Raw genomic sequence first — 21,646 nt, forward strand, 5'->3', positions numbered from 1 at the left:
GCCCTGCTATCAGGGCGCGCTGCACCGGTTCACTGGAACAGCCTATCGGCATGTAGAGTAGATTCGCGCACCCGGGGGTCCATGAGTCATGGAAGTCACGTTGGGTGCGTTGCCCGGCCCGAATGGCGGAATTGGCAGACGCGCTGCACTCAAAATGCAGTATCGAAAGGTGTGTGGGTTCGAGTCCCACTTCGGGCACTGTCTGGTTCACCTCGTCGCAGTTGCGACTTATTGCTGTATGACGGCTTCACATGCTTTCTAATGGGAACATGTCGATGTCTTCCTACCTGGCGTTCTGCGGGTTGTGCGTGGCGCTGGCGGTGACGCCCGGCCCTGACAGTTTCCTCATTCTCCGCTTCAGTCTCCGGAAGCTTTCATCCGGCGTAGCGGCTTCCTTCGGTTCCGCCGTCGGCTACCTCGCATGGGCCGGCCTGGTCGCCGTCGGTCTTGCGGCGCTCATTGAACAGTCCGCCGTCGCTTTCCGGGGGCTGAAAGTGCTCGGTGGCATCTATCTGGTCTATCTGGGAATCAAAGCCATCCGCGGAGACCGGAAGAAGTCTTCGGCGACCGTTCCTGCCGACGCGGGGATGGGAAGTGCGCGGGTCTGGAATTCCTGTGCTGCCGGGCTGACCTCCACCATGCTGAATCCGAAGGTGGGCCTGTTCTTCCTCGCCGTGGTGCCGCAGTTCCTTCCCAGGGAAGGTTCAGTCTTGGCCGTCACCATGTTGCTTGGCGCAACCCTCGGACTCATCGTGCTGGTCTACCTGGCAGGACTGTGCCTGGTCGCCGCCAAGGCAAACGCCTGGCTGAACCGGCCGCGGGTCACCCGGAACCTGGAGATTTCATCCGGTGGCGTCCTCGGAGTGCTGGGCATCGGAACCGCCGCGTCCGCAGCCTACGCCTGAGCCAAGAGCCCTGAGCGCCGCTTCACCCGTTTGGCTGGCGTACGTCCCTGATCAGGTTGGTGATGCGGGCAGTGGATAGCCTCCTGCCCTGCTCGTCCGTCATGACCACCTCATGGGTGGCAAGGGTGCGGCCAAGATGGATGGCGACGGCTGTGCCGGTGACCAGTCCAGCTGCGGCGGACCGGTGGTGCGTGGCCCCGATCTCTATACCGACTGCCTGCCGGTTGGGTCCGGCATGGATTCCCGCTGCGAAAGAACCGAGCGTTTCCGCCAGAACGAGGTGCGCTCCGCCATGCAGGATGCCCGCCACCTGCTGATTTCCCTCGACCGGCATGGTGGCGACCATCCGCTCCGCACTCATCTCCTGGAAAACGATGCCCATCTTGGCGGCGAGCCGCCCGATGCCGTGTCCTCGCAGCCAGTCGTGCATGTGCGCCGGCACTCCGGCGGCAGTCAGCTCCGCGAGGAAGGGGTGGGAGCGCTCGGGTGCTGCGTCCGGAGTGAATTTGTCATCCATGGGAACTAGGCTGGCACCTGTGAGCCAAACAAACCAAACCGTCCAGACTGACGAGCGCTCCGGTGTACCGGGCAGCGTGCAACCAGATGTCGAGACGGGCGCCGCGCCGGCTGCCGTCAACACGCTGGAGCGTTCCCGACTGCTGGTCGTAGACGGCCATTCCATGGCATTCCGGGCGTTCTACGCCCTGCCTGCTGAAAACTTCTCCACGGATACCGGCCAGCACACCAACGCGGTATACGGGTTCACTGCCATGTTGATCAACCTGCTGCGCGACCAGGAGCCCACGCACGTCGCCGTCGCCTTCGACCTGGATACACCGACTTTCCGGGATACCGAATACTCCGAGTACAAGGGCGGGCGTTCCCGCACCCCGGAGGAGTTCCATGGCCAGATCGACCTCATCATCAAGGTGCTTGAGACCATGCGCATTCCCACCCTCTCCATGGAGGGCTTTGAGGCTGATGACGTCCTGGCCACTCTGGCAGTCGGGGCGGCAGAGCGGGGCTGGGATGTCCAGGTGGTCAGCGGGGACCGCGACGTCTTCCAGCTCGTGAATGACCGGGTGACGGTGCTGTACCCGAAGCAGGGCGTCACCAATATCCCGCAGATGGACGCCAAGGCGGTGGAGGAGAAGTATTTCGTTCCTCCGCACCTGTACTCGGATCTGGCCGCGCTCGTGGGGGAGACGGCGGACAACCTCCCCGGCGTTCCGGGCGTCGGCCCGAAGACAGCCGCCAAGTGGATCCTGAAGTACGGGGGCCTTGAAGGCATCCTCGAGAACCTCGACGCCATCGGGGGCAAGGTCGGGGATGCCCTTCGCGAGAACATCGAGAACGTCAAGCGCAACCGGCGGCTGAACCGCCTCCTGACAGACCTGGAACTGCCGGTCGACCTGCAGGCCATGGCCGCGCAGCGCCCTGACCGGGATGCAGTCGAGGACCTGTTCGACGCGCTGCAGTTCAATGTGCTCAGGAAGCGCCTGTTCGATCTCTTCGGAGAGGAAGAGCCGGACACCGCCAGGGATGAAATGGCACCGCCGGAGCATCAGACGCTCTCAACGGCAGCAGAACTGACCGGCTGGTTCAACGGAACCAATCAGGCAACAGCGGCAGTGCAGGTTGTCACGCGGTCCACGAGCGGGGGAGAGGAGGCCATCGGGGTCGCGCTCGTGACGGCGTCGGCAGGGGTGTATGTTCCGTTCGAGGAACTGGGCCCTGACGAAGAGCACGTCATCGCGCAGTGGCTCCAGGACCTGGATGCACCCAAGGTGGTGCATGACTTCAAGGCGGCTTACAAGCTCCTTCATGCCCGGGGTTTCGTCCTTGCCGGCGAGGTGGATGACACCGCAATCTCCGGCTACCTCATCCAGCCAGACCGGCGCAGCTACGAACTCGCTGATCTCAGCCAGGTCCACCTGAAGCTCACCCTTCCGACGGCGGCGGCTGCCGCCGGCGGGCAGCAGGCGCTGGCACTCGAGGAGGAGGACGTCGCCACTCCGGCCGTTGCCGCGGCCTACGCCGCACTCGAGCTGAGCAGGCATTTCGCGGGTCAGCTGGTGGAGCGCGGAGCCAACCAGCTGCTCGCGGGGCTGGAACTGCCTCTGTCCGAGGTGCTGGCGCGTATGGAGCTCACGGGAATCAGCGTCGCGGTGGACGGCCTGGACCGCCTCTACGACGACTTCTCGGCAACCATGGCGAACACCAGCGCCGAAGCCTTCAGGATCATCGGCAAGGAGATCAATCTCGGCTCACCCAAGCAGCTCCAGGCGGTGCTGTTCGACGAGCTTGCGCTGCCCAAGACGAAGAAGATCAAGACCGGCTACTCCACGGACGCGGACGCCCTCACGGATCTGATCGTCAAGACGGGCCACCCATTCCTTGAGCAGCTGCTGGCTCACCGCGACGCCTCGAAACTCCGCCAGACGGTGGAGGGCCTGCGCAAATCAGTGGCCGACGACGGGCGCATCCACACCACGTACGTTCAGACGATCGCGGCCACCGGACGCCTGTCCTCGATGAACCCGAACCTGCAGAACATTCCCATCCGCTCCGATGAAGGGCGCAGGATCCGGGAGGCGTTCGTGGTGGGCCCGGGCTATGAGTCCCTGATGACCGCCGATTATTCGCAGATCGAAATGCGGATCATGGCGCACCTGTCCGGTGATGAGGGCCTGATAGAGGCATTCAAGGAGGGGGAGGACCTTCACCGCTTCGTCGGTTCGCACATCTTCCACGTTGCTCCGGAGGATGTCACCAATGCCATGCGTTCGAAGGTCAAAGCCATGTCCTACGGACTCGTGTACGGCTTGAGCTCCTTCGGCCTGTCAAAACAGCTTGCCATCTCCGTGGATGAGGCACGAACCCTCATGGGGGACTACTTCGACCGGTTCGGGGCGGTGAGGGACTACCTGCGCGGAATCGTCGAGCAGGCGCGCAAGGACGGCTTCACCTCAACCATTGAGGGAAGGAGGCGGTATCTGCCGGACCTGTCGAGCGACAACCGGCAGCTGCGGGAGATGGCAGAGCGGGCAGCGTTGAACGCGCCCATCCAGGGATCAGCAGCAGACATCATCAAGAAGGCGATGCTCGGCGTCGACGATGAACTGCGGTCACGGCAGCTTACTTCCCGGATGCTGCTCCAGGTCCACGATGAACTGGTGCTAGAAATTGCTCCCGGCGAGCGGGATGAAGTCGAGCAGCTGGTCCGCGCCGAAATGGCCGGGGCAGCGGATCTCTCGGTCCCGCTCGACGTCTCGGTCGGCACCGGCACCAGCTGGCACGAAGCAGCGCATTAGGCGCAGGGTTTCCAGGCGTGGCCCGTGAGGGCGCGGACGGTTAGGGTGGGTTCTCGTGAGTACGCATACGCAGATTGGCACCGCAGCACCAGCACCCCGTATCGAGACTTTCTCGGTGGACGCGAACACCGACACCTCTCCCGACGGCGCACTTGCCGCCTGGTTCGAGGGTGTGAGTTTCGGATTTCACGAGGGCCGGCTTGAGGCGGAGGATCTGCCGAAGCTCGCCGAGGCGCATGCGGCGGACGGCCGCATCCTGTGGGGTGCGTATGACGACAACCCCGGTCCGCACGCCTGGAATCCGCGCATTCCGGTGGCCACGTACGGCACCATGGTGAACTCGCTCAATGTGGGCGGCGGCAGGTTCCTTGACGCGCACCTGATCACTGCCGTCACCGTCCGGGCAACGCACCGGCGGAGGGGGCTCCTTCGCCGCATGATCACCGAGGACCTGCAGTCAGCGGCGGACCGCGGGCATGCTCTTGCGGCGCTGACTGCATCCGAAGCAACAATCTATGGCCGGTTCGGTTTCGGAACGGCAACCCACACCACATCGGTGGAAGTGGACGTCCGCGAGCGGTTTGCGGTCACGTCCCCGCCGTACGGACGGATGGAGGTTGTGGAAGCGGACGCCGCCGTCAATCTCGCGCAGGAAGTATTCGCCGGCTTCCACGCCCGAACGCTCGGATCGGTCGGCCGCCAGTACGCGTACGCCCGCCGGTCGTCCGGTTTGTGGGGCGAGGAGCGCCCGCAGCCGGACAAGGCGCTGCGCACCGCTGTCCATTACGACGACGACGGCCGCCCGGACGCCTTTGTCTCCTACTCGTTCGCGGGATGGGATAAAACGCCCTACACCATGCGGGTGAAGGATCTCGTAGCCGAGTCGGAGGCCGCATACCTTGAGCTGTGGCGCTATCTCGGGTCCCTTGACCTGATCGAACGGGTCACCTTCAATATGGCGTCCGTCCAGGATCCGCTTCCGTGGGCGTTGGCTGACCGGCGCTGCCGTGAATTGAAGTCCGGCGAGGACGTGCTGTGGCTGCGCGTCCTTGATCCCGTGGCTGCCCTCGAAGCAAGGGCGTATGAGCACGACGGCTCGGTAGTGCTTCACGTGGAAGACCCGCTGGGCCATGCGGGCGGCGCTTTCCTGTTGGAGGTGAAGGGCGGCAAGGCTGAGGTGGAGAAGCTTGGTTCGAACGCAGCGGACCTCCACATGGATGTCGCAGCGCTCGGCTCGCTGTACCTCGGTGGTGTCACCGCATCAACCCTGGCAAGTGCCGGGCGGATCAAGACGAAATCTGCCGACGGACTGGAGCGCGCGGACCGGCTGTTCAGCGTCTCGCGCCAGCCGTACTGCATCACGCACTTCTGACCAGCAGGGCTGCGTATTCGATCGTCATGGCTAACCTGGGATCCCGCGACGCCGGTGATCCGGCGCTTTGACCGGCGTTGTGCCGCAACGCTAGACTAGGTAGGCATGTCCCACGCACAGTGGGTCCTGCATAAGCTTCATCTGATATTTTCATTTTCCATTTGTCCGCATCCGGGCAGGTTCCTCATCACGGTGGGTACATATTTTGTGTGCTCTTCCCTGCGGTTCCGCAAGTGCCCGGATCAACTCATAATCCACAACGGAGCCCCAACTACATGACCATCACCACCACCGAGAAGCCAGGTGCCCCGCAGGTCGCTATCAACGACATCGGCACCGCTGAGGACTTCCTCGCAGCCATTGACGCCACCATCAAGTACTTCAACGACGGAGATCTCGTCGAAGGAACGGTTGTCAAGGTTGACCGCGACGAAGTCCTGCTCGACATCGGTTACAAAACCGAAGGTGTCATCCCTTCCCGCGAGCTTTCCATCAAGCACGATGTCGATCCGGGAGACGTGGTCTCCGTTGGTGACGAGGTTGAAGCGCTTGTCCTCACGAAGGAAGACAAAGAAGGCCGTCTGATCCTCTCCAAGAAGCGTGCGCAGTACGAGCGCGCCTGGGGCGACATCGAGAAGGTCAAGGAAGAAGACGGCGTCGTCACCGGTACGGTCATCGAAGTTGTCAAGGGTGGTCTTATCCTCGACATCGGCCTGCGCGGCTTCCTCCCCGCTTCCCTCGTGGAAATGCGTCGTGTCCGCGATCTCGCTCCGTACATCGGTCAGCAGATCGAAGCCAAAATCATCGAGCTGGACAAGAACCGCAACAATGTTGTGCTTTCCCGCCGTGCCTGGCTTGAGCAGACCCAGTCCGAGGTGCGCTCCACCTTCCTCAACAAGCTGGAAAAGGGTCAGGTCCGTCCGGGCGTCGTGTCCTCCATCGTCAACTTCGGTGCCTTCGTGGACCTGGGCGGCGTAGATGGACTGGTTCACGTTTCCGAGCTTTCCTGGAAGCACATCGACCACCCGTCCGAGGTTGTCGAGGTTGGCCAGGAAGTAACCGTCGAGGTTCTCGAGGTCGACCTGGACCGCGAGCGCGTCTCGCTGTCCTTGAAGGCCACCCAGGAAGATCCGTGGCAGACCTTCGCCCGCACCCATGCGCTGGGTCAGGTTGTTCCGGGTAAGGTCACCAAGCTGGTTCCGTTCGGCGCGTTCGTCCGCGTTGAAGACGGCATCGAGGGCCTTGTCCACATCTCCGAGCTCGCTGTCCGCCACGTTGAACTGGCTGAGCAGGTTGTCTCCGTGGGTGATGAACTGTTCGTCAAGGTCATCGACATCGACCTTGAGCGCCGCCGCATCTCGCTGTCCCTCAAGCAGGCCAACGAGGGCGTCGACGCCGACAGCACCGAATTCGATCCGGCTCTCTACGGCATGGCCGCTGAGTACGACGAAGAGGGCAACTACAAGTACCCCGAGGGCTTCGATCCCGAGTCCAACGAGTGGCTTGAAGGCTACGACACGCAGCGCGCGGCCTGGGAAGCGCAGTACGCTGAGGCTCAGTCCCGCTGGGAGTCCCACAAGAAGCAGGTTGAGCAGCACGCTAACGACGACGCTGCAGCAGCCAACGAGCCTGCCGACTCCGGCACCACCAGCTACTCCTCGGAGCCTGCTCCGGAGACGAATGCAGGCGCCGGTACCGGTACCCTCGCATCCGACGAGGCGCTGGCAGCACTCCGTGAGAAGCTGACCGGCAACTAGGTCCTCTTCCCTGGGTCCTATTAACGCAGGAAGCTCCCGCCCACTGGGCGGGAGCTTCCTGCGTTAACCGGAGCGGAACGTCCCGGAGGAGTCACCGCGTCCGCGTGGACACGGTGACTGTGAATCGCCGATCCCGTGCCACCTGCTCCGTTGGGCCCACAAGCCTCTCGAGCGCGCGCCGGTACTGCAAATGGCTGTTCCACACCGTCCACAGCTCGCCGCCCGGTTGCAGCGTACGCCCTGCCTCCGCGAACAGCTTCAGCGCGATACCCGCATGAACGGTGTGCCCCGAGTGGAACGGTGGATTGAGGACGATGAGTTCGTCCCCGGCGTCCGGTCGTCCTGCCAGCCCGTCTTCACGCACGACGGCGACCTGCCCGCCTACACCGTTCGCCCCGGCTGTCGCCCTGGTCGCGGCAACAGCGGCCGCGGAGGTGTCTGTGGCTGTGACCGCGAGCGTCGGGCGGCTGAGCGCCAGATAGGCGGCGATAGTGCCGTTCCCGCAGCCGAGGTCCACTGCGGAGGCAGCCGCTGGCGCATTGTGAAGGTGCTGAAGCAGGAACCGCGTCCCCGGATCGAGTTTGGCGCCGCCGAAAGTGGCACCGTAGGCGCGGATCTGCAGCGGACGGGGGAGGCCGACGTCGTACTCCGCGCGGGTGGGAAAAGGGCATGGACCCACAGGCAGGGCACCGGTGGCGGTGACCACGCGGGATTTCTGCCTCGCCAAACCGGCTGCGACCGACCCGAAGTACCTGCTGAGTATCTGATTCATCGCCGGCGTCATGTGTTTCACCCGGCCGCCCGCCAGCACTGTCACGTCGGCCGAAGCAGCGGCCGCGATATGCCAGGCTATTTCTTCGAGCGCATCCAGGGAACGGGGCAGCTGCAGCAGAACCAGCTGGGCGCCGTCGAACAGGTCCCGTCCCAGCGGATGAAAGGCGTATTCCCCTGGAGAGCCGAGCAGGGCGGCATTTGCGTTCAATGCGCGTTCGCCCGTCACCGGGTCCTGATGGACGAGTACCTTTCGCACACCCAGGTGCAGGGCACCCAGCGTCAGTGCGCCGTGGGTGTCGCCCACAACCGCGACACCGCCGTTGACTGGCAGGTGTTCCGACATGGTGTCGAGGAGCAGGCGGTCGGTGGCGTCGTAGGCGAAGAGGTTGTCCGCCTCGACGTCGGGCCGGCGCCGGAGCTGTTCGAAAGGGAAATCAGGCACGGTCCACCCACTCCTGACCGGCCGGTATGGCGGTCAGTTCTCCCGCACTGATTCCGGCGAGGTGGCCATGGAATGCATCCAGTGCTGCGTCTTCGTCCTGCACGGCGACGGTCAGGCGCGTGGACATCCCTTTATACTCCACTGCCGCGATGTTCATGCCGGCTCCCCTCAACTCATTCTCCAGCCGGCCGGCGGTTGCCGGGGGAGCTGGGATGACGAATAGCCGCCGTCGTTCCCGGTGAACCAGCCGCGCGGTATCCAACGCCCTCGAGACGGACTCGGAGTAGGCGCGCACAAGGCCGCCTGCTCCAAGGAGGACGCCGCCGAAGTAGCGCACCACCACGGCCGCGATGTCGCTCAGATCAGTCAGCCCGTACGGCGTCACGCGTCGGTTGAGCGCTTCGAGCATCGGCTGGCCGGCTGTTCCGGAAGGTTCGCCGTCGTCATTGGAGCGCTGAAGGTCGCGACCGGGGCCGAGGATGAAGGCACTGCAGTGGTGCCTGGCGTCGGAGAATTCGCGGCGCAGGCCGTTCATGAGGTCCACGACATCAGCTTCGTTTTCCACCCGTTGCAGGACGGTGATGAAGCGGGAGCGGCGGATCTCCAGCTCATGTCGGTACTGGCCGGCGATCGTGGTGTACCGCGCTACCGTCCCCGCCGTCTCAGTCACTGTCCAAGTGTAGGCATCCGGCGATGCCCGGAACGTCCGGAGGACGGTCAGTGACGGCGGTAGCCTTGGGTTCATGCTGAGGGTTGGATTGACGGGCGGAATCGCCGCGGGTAAGTCACTGGCGGCATCGACCCTGCAGGAACTCGGAGCCGTGCTGATCGACGCCGACCAGCTGGCGCGCACCGTCGTCGAACCGGGAACCGAGGGTTTGCTCGAGATAGCCGAGGCGTTCGGGCCGGAAGTGTTGCAGGAGGACGGCTCGCTGGACCGGCCGGCACTCGGTGCACGGATCTTCGCCGATCCTGACGGGCGGGCACGGCTGAACGCGATCATCCACCCGCGTGTCCGGCGCGAGGCTGCCGTTGCTGAAGCAACCGCCCACTCGGCTTCGGCGGACGCCGTCGTCGTGCATGACATCCCGCTCCTCGTGGAAACGGGACAGGAAGACAGCTTCCACCTCGTTCTTGTCATCGATGCACCGCACCAAACGCGCCTGCGCCGCATGGTGGAGAACCGCGCAATGACCGAAGAGGAAGCTCTGAACCGCATCGGGGCGCAGGCCGACTCCGGGACCCGCAATACCGCAGCCGACGTGGTGCTGCACAACGCGGGAACCCCGGCAGATCTGGCGGCTGAGGTCCGGAACCTGTGGCAGCAGCGGATTCTCCCCTTTGCCCGCAACATCGAGCAGCGGCAACGGGCTGAACGACGGGGCGGACCTGCGCTGGTTCAGGACCGGGACTGGCCGCGGCAGGCCTCCCTGCTGATCCGGCGGCTGACGCGGATCGATCCGCGCGTCCTCGGTGTGGAGCACATCGGTTCCACCTCCATCCCCGGGCTGCGTGCGAAGGACGTCCTCGACCTGCAGCTGACAGTGGCTTCCCTTCAGGATGCCGACGGTCTGTCCGATGCTCTCGCTGAGGCGGGGTACCCCCGCCTTCCCGGTATCCGGCAGGACACTCCCACCGCGGAGGTGCCGCAGCCTCGGATGTGGCAGAAGCGGTTGCACTGCAACGCGGATCCGGGCCGCCCGGTCAACCTGCACGTCCGTGTGGCCGGTTCACCCGGCTGGGAGTATGCCCTGGCGTTCCGCGACTGGCTGCGGACCAACCCGGACATGCTGGCGGCGTACGCTGCGGAGAAGGACCGGTGTGCCGCAATCCACCGTGGCGACGCCACCCTGGCCGGCTACGCGGCCTGCAAGGAGGACTGGTTCACCACGTTCGCTGCGCCCCGGTTGAACACCTGGAAGAACGACGCCGGGTGGTCGCCCGGGCGATCCGTTCCACGCTGAGATGCCGGTTCAGCCTCCAGCAAAGAGCGCCTCTGCGGACAGTCGTTGTCCGCAGGTGGGCGGTAACGTAAGACTATGAGTCTTGCGCAGGAGATCAACCGTATTGTCGCGCCTTTCGAGGTGATCAGTGAGTACCAGCCGGCGGGCGACCAGCCCACCGCCATCAGGGAACTTTCCGAGCGGATCAACGCCGCAGAGAAGGACGTGGTGCTGCTCGGCGCCACGGGTACCGGCAAGAGCGCAACCACGGCCTGGCTCATTGAGCAGGTCCAGCGGCCAACCCTGGTGATGGTGCAGAACAAGACCCTCGCGGCGCAGCTCGCCAATGAATTCCGGGAACTTCTGCCCAACAACGCAGTTGAATATTTCGTCTCCTACTACGACTACTACCAGCCCGAAGCCTACGTTCCGCAGACTGACACCTTCATTGAAAAGGACTCCTCGATCAACGAGGAAGTGGAGCGGCTCCGGCACTCCGCCACCAACGCCCTCCTGACCCGGCGCGATGTCATCGTGGTCGCCACCGTGTCCTGTATCTACGGTCTCGGTACCCCCGAAGAATATGTCGCTGCCATGGTCACCCTCCGGCAGGGCCAGGAGATGAACCGGGATGACCTGCTGCGCCAGTTCGTCGCAATGCAGTATGTGCGCAATGACATGGATTTCCACCGCGGCACCTTCCGGGTACGCGGAGATACGGTCGAGATCATTCCCATGTACGAGGAGCACGCACTCCGGATCGAGTTCTTCGGCGATGAGGTGGAGCGGATCTACACCCTGCACCCGCTGACGGGCGAGGTGATCCGCGAGGAGACAGAGATGTATGTCTTTCCCGCCTCCCACTACGTGGCGGGGCCGGAGCGCATGGGCCGTGCAATCACCAGGATCGAGGATGAACTGCGGGGGCGCCTTCAGGAGCTGGAATCGCAGAACAAGCTCGTCGAGGCACAGCGGTTGCGTATGCGCACCACCTATGACCTCGAAATGATGCAGCAGATGGGATTCTGCAACGGCATCGAGAATTATTCACGCCACATCGACGGCCGGACCGGCGGCAGCGCACCACACTGCCTGATTGATTATTTCCCTGATGACTTCCTGCTGGTAGTGGACGAGTCCCACGTGACCATCCCGCAGATCGGTGCCATGTACGAGGGTGACATGTCCCGCAAGCGCACGCTTGTGGACCATGGGTTCCGCCTGCCGTCCGCCATGGACAACCGGCCGCTGAAATGGGATGAATTCCTGGAGCGCATCGGCCAGACCGTCTATCTGTCGGCAACGCCGGGAAAATACGAGCTCAGCAAGTCCGACGGCTACGTCCAGCAGATCATCCGGCCCACCGGCCTGGTGGATCCGGAAGTCATCATCAAGCCCAGCAAAGGCCAGATCGACGACCTGCTCGGCGAGATCCAGATCCGGGTGGAGCGGGACGAGCGCGTCCTGGTCACCACGCTGACCAAGCGCATGGCCGAGGACCTCACGGGTTACCTGCTTGAGCACGGGGTGAAGGTCGAGTACCTCCACTCCGATGTCGACACCCTGCGCCGGGTGGAGCTCCTGCGCGAGCTCCGGATGGGTACCTTCGACGTGCTGGTCGGTATCAACCTGCTGCGGGAAGGCCTCGACCTTCCGGAGGTCTCCCTGGTAAGCATTCTCGATGCGGACAAGGAGGGATTCCTCCGCAGCGCGACATCGCTGATCCAGACCATCGGTCGTGCTGCCCGAAACGTGTCCGGCCAGGTGCACATGTACGCAGACAGAATCACCGATTCGATGGCCAAGGCGATCGAGGAAACCAACCGCCGTCGTGAGATCCAGGTGGCCTACAACACCAAGCATGGCGTGGATCCGCAACCCTTGCGCAAGCGCATTGCGGACATCACGGACACCATCGCCCGGGAAGACGCCGATACCCGTGCGCTGCTGGAGCAGACGGCGAAGTCCGCCAAGGGCAAAGGGAAGGGTAAAGGCACGGCCATCCGCCATGACGGTCTCGCCGCTGTCCCGGCAGAGGACCTGACGGATCTGATCAGCCAGCTCACCGCCCAGATGCATGCCGCCGCAGAGGAGCTCCAGTTCGAGCTTGCGGCGCGTTTGCGTGATGAGGTGGGGGACCTGAAGAAGGAGCTGCGGCAGATGCAGTCCGCCGGCCACGCCTGATCCATGGGTAAGCAGGCCGGAGCCGGCAGCAGGTCATTCACCGAGATTCGGGTTCACGGGATCGGGGACCATGAGTACTACACCAGCCTCGGGCGGCCGGTTGAGAAGCGACTGAACGCGTGGGTGCAGGTAGCGGCGCCGCCACCGCTGCCGGAACACCGGCTGCGCATTGTCAACTGGTCACGTTCGCGCCGGCGGAAGACGGGTTTCCTGTGGTACCTCGCCTTTCCGTTCACGCTGGCGAATGTCGCGGGCCGTATGCAGCCGGTTGGTACCGGTGCCGCGCCGGCGGCGCTCCTGCGCGCCGTCGTGGGCGTAGTCGCCGTTGTGCTGACGGTGTCCCAGCTAGCATGGCTGATCATCCTTGGCGAGACGATCCTGCGCTACCTCAACCCCGCGCCGTCCGCCCTGCGGGCCGTGCCGCTGGTCGCCGCCGCTCTGCTCATCGCCTGGCTGGCGCACCGCTACCGGACGGTGGTCGACGTTCAACCGGGCCAGCGCGGTTCCCGGGTGGTGGTGGTGCCCCTGATTCACGCGGCAGTTGTTCTCTGCACGGGCGTGCTCCTGGGCATCGCTCCACCCGCCCAGCTCATCCACGGAGGGTGGCCATCCACACCCACGCCCGGGGGACCGCCCCGACTGGATGCAATGGCGTTGTGGATAGCTCTGAGCATCGGCATAACTTTTGCTGCGGCACTCATACTCGCCGTGCGCGCCAACTCCGGATCCAGGGACGGACGCAGTTCCAACGCACCGCTCGCGGCGGCCGGCGTCCTGCTCGCCGTTTCGGTGCCGCTCATGCATGCGGTCACCGCCCTGGTGCGAATGGTCCTGGATAATCTGCTCGGCTATGTCACCGGCCTGTTCGGCTGGGTACGCGCGCCGCAACCGCATTCAGGGATCCTCCTTCCCTATGACATCCCCGCGGACCCCGGCGACAGCCGTCTCGACCTTTTCCCGTTCCTTGCCCTCATCGCCGCAGCGGCGGTGCTGCTGACGATCACCGTCGTCCTTGCTACGGCAGCGGGTCCGGGCCTGCCGCCGCTGACATCCGGCAAGGCGGCCCGCGGGCGCTGGTGGCACAGCGTCAGCACGCATGCGCCCCGTCTGCTGCCGCGGATCCTGCCACTCGCGCTGGTGCTCTCGCTGGCAGCCATGGCCGCGGCCATAACCCTCGGGGAGGGCAGACTGGGTGGTCCGTGGCTGGCTCTGGCAATCCTGCTGCTGCAGATCGCCGGCGCCATAGTGGTGCTGGTGGTCCTGCTCGGGCAGCTTCGCGCCCTGCGCGAGGTGCTCGGAAAGATTGCCGACGTCGCCGGCTTCTGGCCGGTCCGTGACCATCCGCTGGCAGGATCGTCCTACCGGGACGCTGCCGTTGACGGCATCTCCGGGTTGGTGGGCAGGAATGCCGCGGCCGAGGTAGTGCTTGTCGCCCACAGCCAGGGGTCGGTGCTGTGCGCCTGGTTGGTCGCGCACGCACCAGTCGGGAACCTGCGTCCACACCTGGTCACAGCGGGCTCGCCGCTCGGATCCGTCTATGCGACGTTCTTTCCCGCCACCTTCACGCCGCACCTGCTCGGTCGTGTTGCGGCGGGAACCCGGACATGGACCAACTATTGGCGCGGCACCGACCCTGTCGGATCTCCCGTTCCTCACGCCACAAACCGTGAACTTCCAGACCCGCGGGATGACGGAATCGTTCGGGGTCACAGCGACTACTGGACCGAACCGGAGATCGTAACCCACGTCGCACGCCTCGCCCCGCGCCGTGCCTGAGGCACGCAATGTTTCCTCATCCGTTCCCGACGCAGGTACGATGGGATCAACGTAGGGGAGTATCCTTTCGCGCTACGAACGTCAACACGCAGGCCGACGACGGCCTGCCGGGCGTAGCGGTCGCACTCAGAATGCGGCGGAGAGACTTGCGAATCCCGTTGTACCTTCGAAAGGGTTCCTTGTGCTTGAACTGCCCCTTGCCTTCCAGATAGGCACCTTCGTCGTCCTGGGGCTCGTGCTCCTGTTCGACCTTCTCCTCGTCGTGAAGCGTCCGCACGAACCCTCCATGAAGGAAGCCGGACTGTGGGTGTCGTTCTACGTCGGCCTCGCGCTGGTCTTCGCGGCGATCATGTTTGCCGTCACCGGACCGGAGTTCGGCGGCCAGTTCGTCGCCGGGTGGGTGACTGAGTACAGCCTGAGTATCGACAATCTCTTCGTCTTCATCATCATCATGGCGAGGTTCTCCGTACCGAGGAAGTACCAGCAGGAAGTGCTGATGGTGGGCATCATCATTGCGCTGATCCTGCGTGGAATTTTTATCCTGCTCGGCGCTGCCTTGATCAGCAACTTCTCGTGGATCTTCTACATCTTCGGTGCCTTCCTCCTGTGGACTGCCTACCACCAGGCCAAGGATTCCGGTGAAGAGGAAGAGGACAAGGAAAACAAGCTCATCACCAAACTGCGCGGTGTGCTTCCCATGTCAGAGCACTACGACGGCAACAAGATCCGCACCGTGGTCAACGGTAAGAAGGTCTTCACTCCCATGCTGATCGTGTTCATCACAATCGGCCTGACTGACCTGCTGTTTGCGGTGGATTCCATTCCCGCGATCTTCGGATTGACGGAAAGCGCGTTCATCGTGTTCACGGCGAACCTCTTCGCACTGATGGGGCTTCGCCAGCTCTACTTCCTGCTGGGTGGTCTCATGACCCGCCTGGTCTTCCTCAAGCACGCGCTGTCGATCATTCTTGCCTTCATCGGCGTGAAGCTGATCCTGCATGCGATGCATGAAAATGAGCTGCCGTTCATCAACGGCGGCCAGCACATCGAGTGGGCTCCCGTGATCCCGACGTTCGCTTCGCTGGGCTTTATCGTCGCCACCATCGTCGTTGCGGTCATCGCGAGCCTGCTCAGCCCGGCCGGCAAGCGCGCCAAGCTCGACGCCGAACTCGCCGCAGACGCCGAGCGTGCCCGTACCGGCGGTCCGGAACACTGAACTCTTCGCTGAAGAGCAGCGCGGAAGGCGCCGGTCCTGCTGTGCAGGGGCGGCGCCTTCCGCGTTGAGGGGGAATCTAACCGGTGTGGGTCATAGCGAGCAGTCGCGAGAAGATGGCGTCGCCGTCGTCGTGGATGCCGTCGTGGTGAAAGTCGGCGGTTTCCCACACCTGCAGGCCCCGAACCGAGGCCGCCGTCTCAAGGGACAGGTCCCGGTCCACGTAGATGTCATCGCTGTAGACCGCTGCGGCAGCAGGTACCGCATTGGCCGCCAGCCGGGGCACGTCATACAGCGGGCCCCAATCGTCCGCCGCGGCGATCAGCTCAGCCGTTTCCTGCAGCGGAACCAGTGAGGGGTCCTCATCGAAATACCAGGGGTAGACCATCTCTCCGGTGAGCAGCGGATCAGCGGCGTCCGGCGCGAAGTCCGGAAATTCCTCCAATACCCTCCAGGCAGCCCAGCTGGAGGCCTGGCCCTGACAGTAAATGGACTCGTGGAGGAGCGCGTAGAGCGGGTTCGAGCGCCTGCTCACCACTGACTGGAGCTGGTCCAGGAAGACAGGGGAGAGGCGGTCCCCGTCGTACGCTCCAACGAAGGCGTCCTCCAGCAGATAGTGGAGCGCATCGACCCGCGTGTTCCCACCCAGGAACGAGCCGACCATTTGGAAACGCTGGGGAGTCAGGCGCTCTCCGGTGGGCAGGACCTCCTCCACCCGGTCCAGGTGCCGCATGATGTGCGTGACTGCGGTTCTGTCCTGGGGGTAGCGGCCGAAGTATTCGGCATTGCGTTTCGCCACCCGCTTGAAAGTCGAGCGGTAGACGCGCTCGACTGGCCCGGCGAGCGGCGCCAATCCGCCGGTGATGATCGCACGGTCCATTCCCTCGGGCGCGAAGGAGAGGTAGGAGAGTGTGCAGAATCCGCCGAAACTCTGCCCAAACACGGTCCAGGGCGCGGAGCCGAGCGCAGCGCGCATCACCTCAGCGTCCGCAACAATCGAATCGGCACGGAAATGCCGCAGGTACCCGGCCTGCTCAACAGCGGTGCCACGCTGGGGCAGGGTCAAGGGATCGGCCGGCGTGGAGAAGCCTGTGCCGCGCTGGTCCAGCATCAGGATCCGGAAGTCCCTGGCGGCCGCCTTCATCCAGCCCGACAGCTGGGTGGTGCGGTTGCCGCGCACACCTGGTCCGCCCTGCAGGAACAAGAGCCAGGGAAGCCGGGCGGCCTCGGCGTCGGAGTGGTCCGTGGAACTGTATTCCCGGGCGAAGAGTGATATCTGCTCGCCCGTCGGATCCCCGTGGTCGAGCGGAACCCGGAAACGGTGGGAGGTGCTGCGCACGCCCCGCATCACGTTCACAGGTCCGGTGTGGTGGATCGCAGAGTTCATGCGCCGGTTCCAGCGAACGCGGCCAGCGGTGCTCCTGTCAGCCTGAAGGTTGTCCACTCGTCCTGCGGATGGGCACCCAGGCTCTGGTAGAACCGTATCGAGGGCTCGTTCCAGTTCAGGACCGACCATTCCACCCGGGCATACCCGCGTTCGGCAGCGATGCCTGCGAGGTTCCGCAGCAGCGCTTTCCCGTAACCGGAACCCCGGGCTTCGGGGCGAACATAGAGGTCCTCGAGGTAGATGCCGTGGACGCCTTCCCAGGTGGAGTAATTGAGGAACCAGAGGGCGAATCCCTGAACGCCGCCGTCGTCCTCGGCGATGTGGGCGAAGATGCGCGGGTTGGGGCCGAACAGGGCTTCCTCGAGCCCTTCCACCGTGTTGCGCACGGCGTCCGGTTCCTTTTCATAGACCGCGAGGTCGTGGATCAGCTGCAGGATGGTGGGCACGTCGTCCCGGCGTGCTTCGCGGATGGGAGTCATGGTTCCCAAGCCTAGTAGGATCAGGGGCCGCCGACGGACGTGATGGCGACAACCGGGAAACCGGCCTCGTCCGAGGCACCGAGATCGACCACAGCGTTGATCCCCCAGTCCTGATCGCCGGACGGGTCCTTGAGAATCTGCCGTACTTCCCAGCGGTCCGGAAACTGCTTGATGATCAGCAGCGCCGGACCGCGCGCGTTCGGGCCGTCGTCGATGTCGTCATGGGCATCGAAGTATCCGTCCAGAGCCTCGGCCCAACGAGCCGCGTTCCAGCCCGATGACTCGTCCAGCCGGCCGAGCGCGTCCTCATCCTCGTCAGCGAAAAGCTGAACACGCTGAAACATCTCGTTGCGGACCATCACCCGGAACGCGCGCTCATTCGACGTGACTGAATCCGGTTCCGGCGGCAGATTGACGGTTGCGGTATCCGACGCGGCAGCGCCGGCCGCCAGCTGCTCCCATTCGTCCAATAGGCTTGAGTCCACCTGACGGATCATTTCACCGAGCCACTCGATGATGTCGGTCAGGTCCTCCCGGAGGGCGTCCCGCGGAACGGTCTGGCGCAGGGCCTTGAAGCAGTCAGCCAGGTATCTCAGCAGAATCCCCTCGGACCGCGCGAGGGAGTAGAACGCAACGTACTCGCCGAAGTTCATGGCCCGTTCGTACATATCGCGGACCACTGATTTCGGGGTGAGCTCGAAGTCGCCGAGCCAGGGAGCGCCGGACCGGTAGGTGTCGAAGGCCTGCTGCAGGAGCTCAGCCAGCGGCTGCGGGTAGGAAATCTCCTCAAGCCTGGCCATGCGCTGGTCGTAGTCGAGGCCGTCCGCCTTCATGGCTGCGACGGCTTCACCGCGGGCCTTTTTTTCCTGGGCGTTCAGTACCTGCCGCGGCTTTTCCAGGGTTGCTTCGATCACGGAGACGACGTCAAGCGCGTAGGCCGGGCTCTCCGGGTCGAGGAGCTCCAGACTGGCCAGGGCGAACGGAGACAGCGGCTGGTTCAGTGCGAAGTTGGCCTGCAGGTGGACGCGCAACCGCACCGTCCTGCCTTCCTCGTCCGGTTCGGCTAGACGCTCGACGATCCCGGCAGTCACCAGCTCCCGATAGATGCTGATCGCCCGCCGGAGGTGCGCGAACTGCCGCGCCTGCGGTTCATGATTGTTGCGCAGCAGGTTCTGGACGGCACTCAGGGGGTCGCCCGGGCGCTCAAGCAGGTTGAGCAGCATCGAGTGACTGACGGCAAAGCTGGACGCCAGCGGTTCCGGTGTGCCCCCGACCAGGCGGTCATACGTGGGTTTGCCCCAGGACACGAATCCCTGCGGGGGCTTCCTGCGAACCACCTGACGCAGCTTCTTCTGGTCGTCACCGAATTTTGCGACCGCTTTCGCCATCGCCTTGGTATTCTCCACGACGTGGTCCGGCGCCTGGACCACCACCGTGCCGGAGGTGTCATAACCGGCACGCCCGGCTCGGCCGGCGATCTGGTGGAACTCCCGCACGTTGAGCGGTCGGGTACGGACGCCGTCGTACTTGCTGAGGGCGGTCAGCATGACGGTGCGAATAGGCACGTTGATGCCCACGCCCAGGGTGTCGGTACCGCAGATCACCTTCAGCAGCCCCGCCTGGGCAAGCTGCTCGACCAGCCGCCGGTACTTCGGCAGCATTCCGGCGTGGTGCACGCCGATTCCGTGCCGTACAAGCCGGTTCAGCGTCTTGCCGAACCCGGAAGAGAACCGGAAGCTAGCGATGAGCGCCGCTATCCGGTCTTTCTCCTCGCGGGTGCACACGTTGATGCTCATCAGGTTCTGCGCGCGCTCGATCGCCTCCGCCTGGCTGAAGTGCACCACGTAGACCGGCGCCTGATGCGTCGAAAGCAACTCCTCGAGCGCTTCCTGCAGGGGGTCTTCGGAATAGTAGAAGTTGAGTGGAATCGGCCGGTCACCGGAACTGACAAGGACGGTTGCGCGGCCGGTGCGTTCCGTCAGGTCCTTCTCGAAGCGCTCGACGTCACCGAGCGTCGCGGACATCAGGAGGAACTGGGCCTGCGGCAGCTCAAGCAGCGAGACCTGCCACGCCCAGCCGCGCTGCGGATCAGCGTAGAAGTGGAACTCGTCCATGACAACGGTGCCCACATCGGCTCGAGTGCCCTCACGCAGCGCGATGTTCGCCAGGATCTCCGCGGTGCAGCAGATGATCGGAGCGTCCTGGTTCACGGCGGAGTCACCGGTGACCATGCCGACATTCTCGGCACCGAAAATTGCACAGAGGGCGAAAAACTTCTCCGAGACAAGCGCCTTGATGGGGGCAGTGTAGTAGCTCCGGCGACCTTCAGCGACAGCGTGGAAATGCGCGGCAACGGCCACGAGCGACTTCCCCGAACCGGTTGGGGTCGCGAGGATCACGTTGTTGCCCGATACGAGCTCGAGAACGGCCTCGTCCTGCGCCGGATACAGGGTGAGTCCGGTGCTCGCGGACCACGCATGGAAGGCCGTGTAGACGGCGTCGGCGTCGGGTGTGCCCGCGCGCTCACTCTGGGGGAGGTGCTCCTGGATGCTCATGTCCTCCCAGCCTATCCGTTGAGGGCGCGCGATACGCTTGGGCGATGCGCTGGGACCCCGCAAAGTACGCCGCCTTTTCCGATCACCGTTCGCGGCCGTTCTTCGACCTGGTCGGCCGTATTGAGCATCCGGCTCCGCGACGGGTCATCGACCTGGGCTGTGGGCCCGGTGAACTCAGCGTCGTGCTCGCACGCAGATGGCCGGAGGCAGAGGTGCTGGGCATCGATTCCTCTCCCGAGATGATCGAGCGAGCGCACAGCCTGGAGGACACCCCGGCCAACCTCTTTTTTGCCCTGGGAGATGTCCGCGACTGGATGCCGGAGGCAGCCACCGACGTCGTCGTTTCCAACGCCGTCCTGCAGTGGGTGCCCGGCCATCAGGCCTTATTGCGACGGTGGGCCGTAGCACTGGAGGACCGCGCCTGGCTGGCCTTCCAGGTTCCGGGCAACTTCTCAGCGCCCTCCCATGTGCTGATGCGCGGGCTGGCGGAGTCAGAACGCTGGAATGACCAGCTCGGTTCGGTTCTCCGTCATGACGACGCCGTCAGCTCACCCGAGGATTACCATCGCCTCCTGTGCGGTGCCGGTCTGGAAACCGAAGTCTGGGAGACCACCTACCAGCATCGGCTCACCGGAGCGGATCCGGTGCTGGAATGGGTGCGGGGGACCGGCCTGCGGCCGGTTCTTGCGGCGCTTCCCGCCGCTGACGCAGCAGAATTCGAGCGCACCTACGCCCGAATGCTTGCTGAGGCGTACCCACCCGAGGCCGACAGCGGCACGCTGTTTGCTTTCAGGCGGATTTTCGCCGTGGGCACCACACCGACAGCCGGGAGCTCACCAGCCGCGTGAGCGCCACTGGGCGAGGGACGGCCGCTCCGCACCGAGGGTGGTCGGCTTCCCATGACCGGGATGCACGATCGTATCGTCGTCGAACGAGTTGAAGATGCGCTCAACCACGTCGGTGTACAGGGACTCGAAACGTTGCGGATCCGAGCCCGTGTTGCCGACGCCGCCAGGAAAGAGCGAGTCGCCGGTGAACAGGTGGACGGGCCCGCCCGGGTCGCGGTAGACGAGCGCTACAGAACCGGGGGTATGTCCGCGCAGGGCGATGGCTTCCAGGGTGAAACCGTCGAAGGTGCCCACATCGCCATGGGCAAGCGGGACGTCGGTGGGCACCGCGATGTCACCCACGTCGTCAACGCCGGCAGCAGTGCGGGCTCCGGTGGCGCGTACAACGTCTGCGAGCGCGCGCACATGGTCCCAGTGGGAGTGCGTGGTGATGACAAGGGCGAGCTTTACGGGGACGCCGGCGTCCCCGGCGCCGTCCGCGAGCAGGCGTTCGATGGCCGGAGCGTCGTCGGCTGCGTCGATGAGGACCTGCACACCCGTCGCCTTCGCTGTGATCAGGTACACGTTGTTGTCCATGTCACTGACGGATTGGGAACGGATGGTCACGTCGGTTAGGTCATGCATGGTGCAACTTTAGTGCCGATGGTGATGCACCACACCGCGTGGCAGAATGTGAGCACCCTTCCACTGTCGTCCA

Annotated in this window: 16 protein-coding genes and 1 tRNA gene; 10 read left to right on the forward strand and 7 right to left on the reverse strand. The window is 64.4% G+C overall.

Annotated features, from left to right (window positions below; translation table 11 throughout):
* Window positions 1-116: 116 nt before the first annotated feature.
* Window positions 117-198: transfer RNA gene (locus JOD47_RS15945), tRNA-Leu, on the forward strand.
* A 77-nt stretch (window positions 199-275) separates the two neighbouring features.
* Window positions 276-905, forward strand: coding sequence for a LysE family translocator (locus tag JOD47_RS15950; protein ID WP_239548137.1), 630 nt, complete (start codon window positions 276-278; stop codon window positions 903-905).
* A gap of 22 nt (window positions 906-927) precedes the next feature.
* On the opposite strand, the gene JOD47_RS15955 is transcribed toward JOD47_RS15950, so the two are convergent.
* A complete protein-coding gene (locus JOD47_RS15955; RefSeq protein WP_204535793.1) occupies window positions 928-1,422 on the reverse strand; it encodes a hotdog fold thioesterase in 495 nt (164 codons plus the stop codon).
* Between the two features lie 163 nt (window positions 1,423-1,585).
* Between JOD47_RS15955 and polA the strand changes: the two genes are divergently transcribed.
* From polA to rpsA, 3 genes are all read left to right on the forward strand, one after another.
* Entirely contained in the window at window positions 1,586-4,219 is a 2,634-nt protein-coding gene (gene polA, locus JOD47_RS15960; protein WP_239548775.1) for a DNA polymerase I, read from the forward strand.
* A 55-nt stretch (window positions 4,220-4,274) separates the two neighbouring features.
* Entirely contained in the window at window positions 4,275-5,591 is a 1,317-nt protein-coding gene (locus JOD47_RS15965; protein ID WP_307836349.1) for a GNAT family N-acetyltransferase, read from the forward strand.
* 275 nt (window positions 5,592-5,866) lie between these two features.
* On the forward strand, window positions 5,867-7,348 hold the full coding sequence (gene rpsA / locus JOD47_RS15970) for a 30S ribosomal protein S1 (RefSeq protein WP_204535797.1): 1,482 nt from the start codon (window positions 5,867-5,869) through the stop codon (window positions 7,346-7,348).
* A 91-nt stretch (window positions 7,349-7,439) separates the two neighbouring features.
* Here the strand turns inward: rpsA and JOD47_RS15975 are convergent, their stop codons facing one another.
* Entirely contained in the window at window positions 7,440-8,564 is a 1,125-nt protein-coding gene (locus JOD47_RS15975) for a class I SAM-dependent methyltransferase (RefSeq protein ID WP_204535799.1), read from the reverse strand.
* Complete coding sequence (locus tag JOD47_RS15980; protein WP_307836350.1) at window positions 8,557-9,234, reverse strand: IMPACT family protein; 678 nt, start codon at window positions 9,232-9,234, stop codon at window positions 8,557-8,559. The genes JOD47_RS15975 and JOD47_RS15980 overlap by 8 nt, the downstream gene beginning before the upstream one ends.
* Before the next feature lie 73 nt (window positions 9,235-9,307).
* On the opposite strand from JOD47_RS15980, the gene coaE reads away from it, so the two are divergent.
* The 4 genes from coaE to JOD47_RS16000 all read left to right on the forward strand — a co-directional run bounded on the left by coaE (window position 9,308) and on the right by JOD47_RS16000 (window position 15,683).
* Window positions 9,308-10,528 carry a dephospho-CoA kinase gene (coaE, locus tag JOD47_RS15985; protein WP_204535803.1) on the forward strand — a complete coding sequence of 407 codons (1,221 nt, stop codon included), beginning with the start codon at window positions 9,308-9,310 and terminating at the stop codon, window positions 10,526-10,528.
* 75 nt (window positions 10,529-10,603) lie between these two features.
* Window positions 10,604-12,691, forward strand: a complete 2,088-nt coding sequence (gene uvrB / locus JOD47_RS15990) for an excinuclease ABC subunit UvrB (protein ID WP_204535805.1) — start codon at window positions 10,604-10,606, stop codon at window positions 12,689-12,691.
* 3 nt (window positions 12,692-12,694) lie between these two features.
* Window positions 12,695-14,467, forward strand: coding sequence for a hypothetical protein (locus JOD47_RS15995; RefSeq protein WP_204535807.1), 1,773 nt, complete (start codon window positions 12,695-12,697; stop codon window positions 14,465-14,467).
* A 181-nt stretch (window positions 14,468-14,648) separates the two neighbouring features.
* Complete coding sequence (locus JOD47_RS16000) at window positions 14,649-15,683, forward strand: TerC family protein (RefSeq protein WP_204535809.1); 1,035 nt, start codon at window positions 14,649-14,651, stop codon at window positions 15,681-15,683.
* 76 nt (window positions 15,684-15,759) lie between these two features.
* Here the strand turns inward: JOD47_RS16000 and JOD47_RS16005 are convergent, their stop codons facing one another.
* The 3 genes from JOD47_RS16005 to JOD47_RS16015 are packed head-to-tail and all read right to left on the reverse strand — an operon-like array spanning window position 15,760 to window position 20,101.
* Window positions 15,760-17,067: an alpha/beta fold hydrolase gene (locus JOD47_RS16005; RefSeq protein ID WP_204535811.1), complete on the reverse strand. Its 1,308-nt coding sequence runs from the start codon at window positions 17,065-17,067 to the stop codon at window positions 15,760-15,762.
* On the reverse strand, window positions 17,064-17,546 hold the full coding sequence (locus JOD47_RS16010) for a GNAT family N-acetyltransferase (protein WP_204535813.1): 483 nt from the start codon (window positions 17,544-17,546) through the stop codon (window positions 17,064-17,066). The genes JOD47_RS16005 and JOD47_RS16010 overlap by 4 nt, the downstream gene beginning before the upstream one ends.
* Window positions 17,547-17,566: 20 nt before the next feature.
* A complete protein-coding gene (locus JOD47_RS16015; RefSeq protein ID WP_204535815.1) occupies window positions 17,567-20,101 on the reverse strand; it encodes a DEAD/DEAH box helicase in 2,535 nt (844 codons plus the stop codon).
* A 44-nt stretch (window positions 20,102-20,145) separates the two neighbouring features.
* Here JOD47_RS16015 and JOD47_RS16020 point away from each other — a divergent pair, with 44 nt between their 5' ends.
* A complete protein-coding gene (locus JOD47_RS16020; RefSeq protein WP_204535816.1) occupies window positions 20,146-20,949 on the forward strand; it encodes a trans-aconitate 2-methyltransferase in 804 nt (267 codons plus the stop codon).
* On the opposite strand, the gene JOD47_RS16025 is transcribed toward JOD47_RS16020, so the two are convergent.
* On the reverse strand, window positions 20,935-21,573 hold the full coding sequence (locus JOD47_RS16025) for an MBL fold metallo-hydrolase (RefSeq protein ID WP_204535818.1): 639 nt from the start codon (window positions 21,571-21,573) through the stop codon (window positions 20,935-20,937). The two genes, JOD47_RS16020 and JOD47_RS16025, sit on opposite strands and share 15 nt — an antisense overlap.
* Window positions 21,574-21,646 lie beyond the last annotated feature (73 nt).

The sequence above is a fragment of the Arthrobacter tumbae genome, assembly GCF_016907495.1.
Classification (GTDB): domain Bacteria; phylum Actinomycetota; class Actinomycetes; order Actinomycetales; family Micrococcaceae; genus Arthrobacter_D; species Arthrobacter_D tumbae.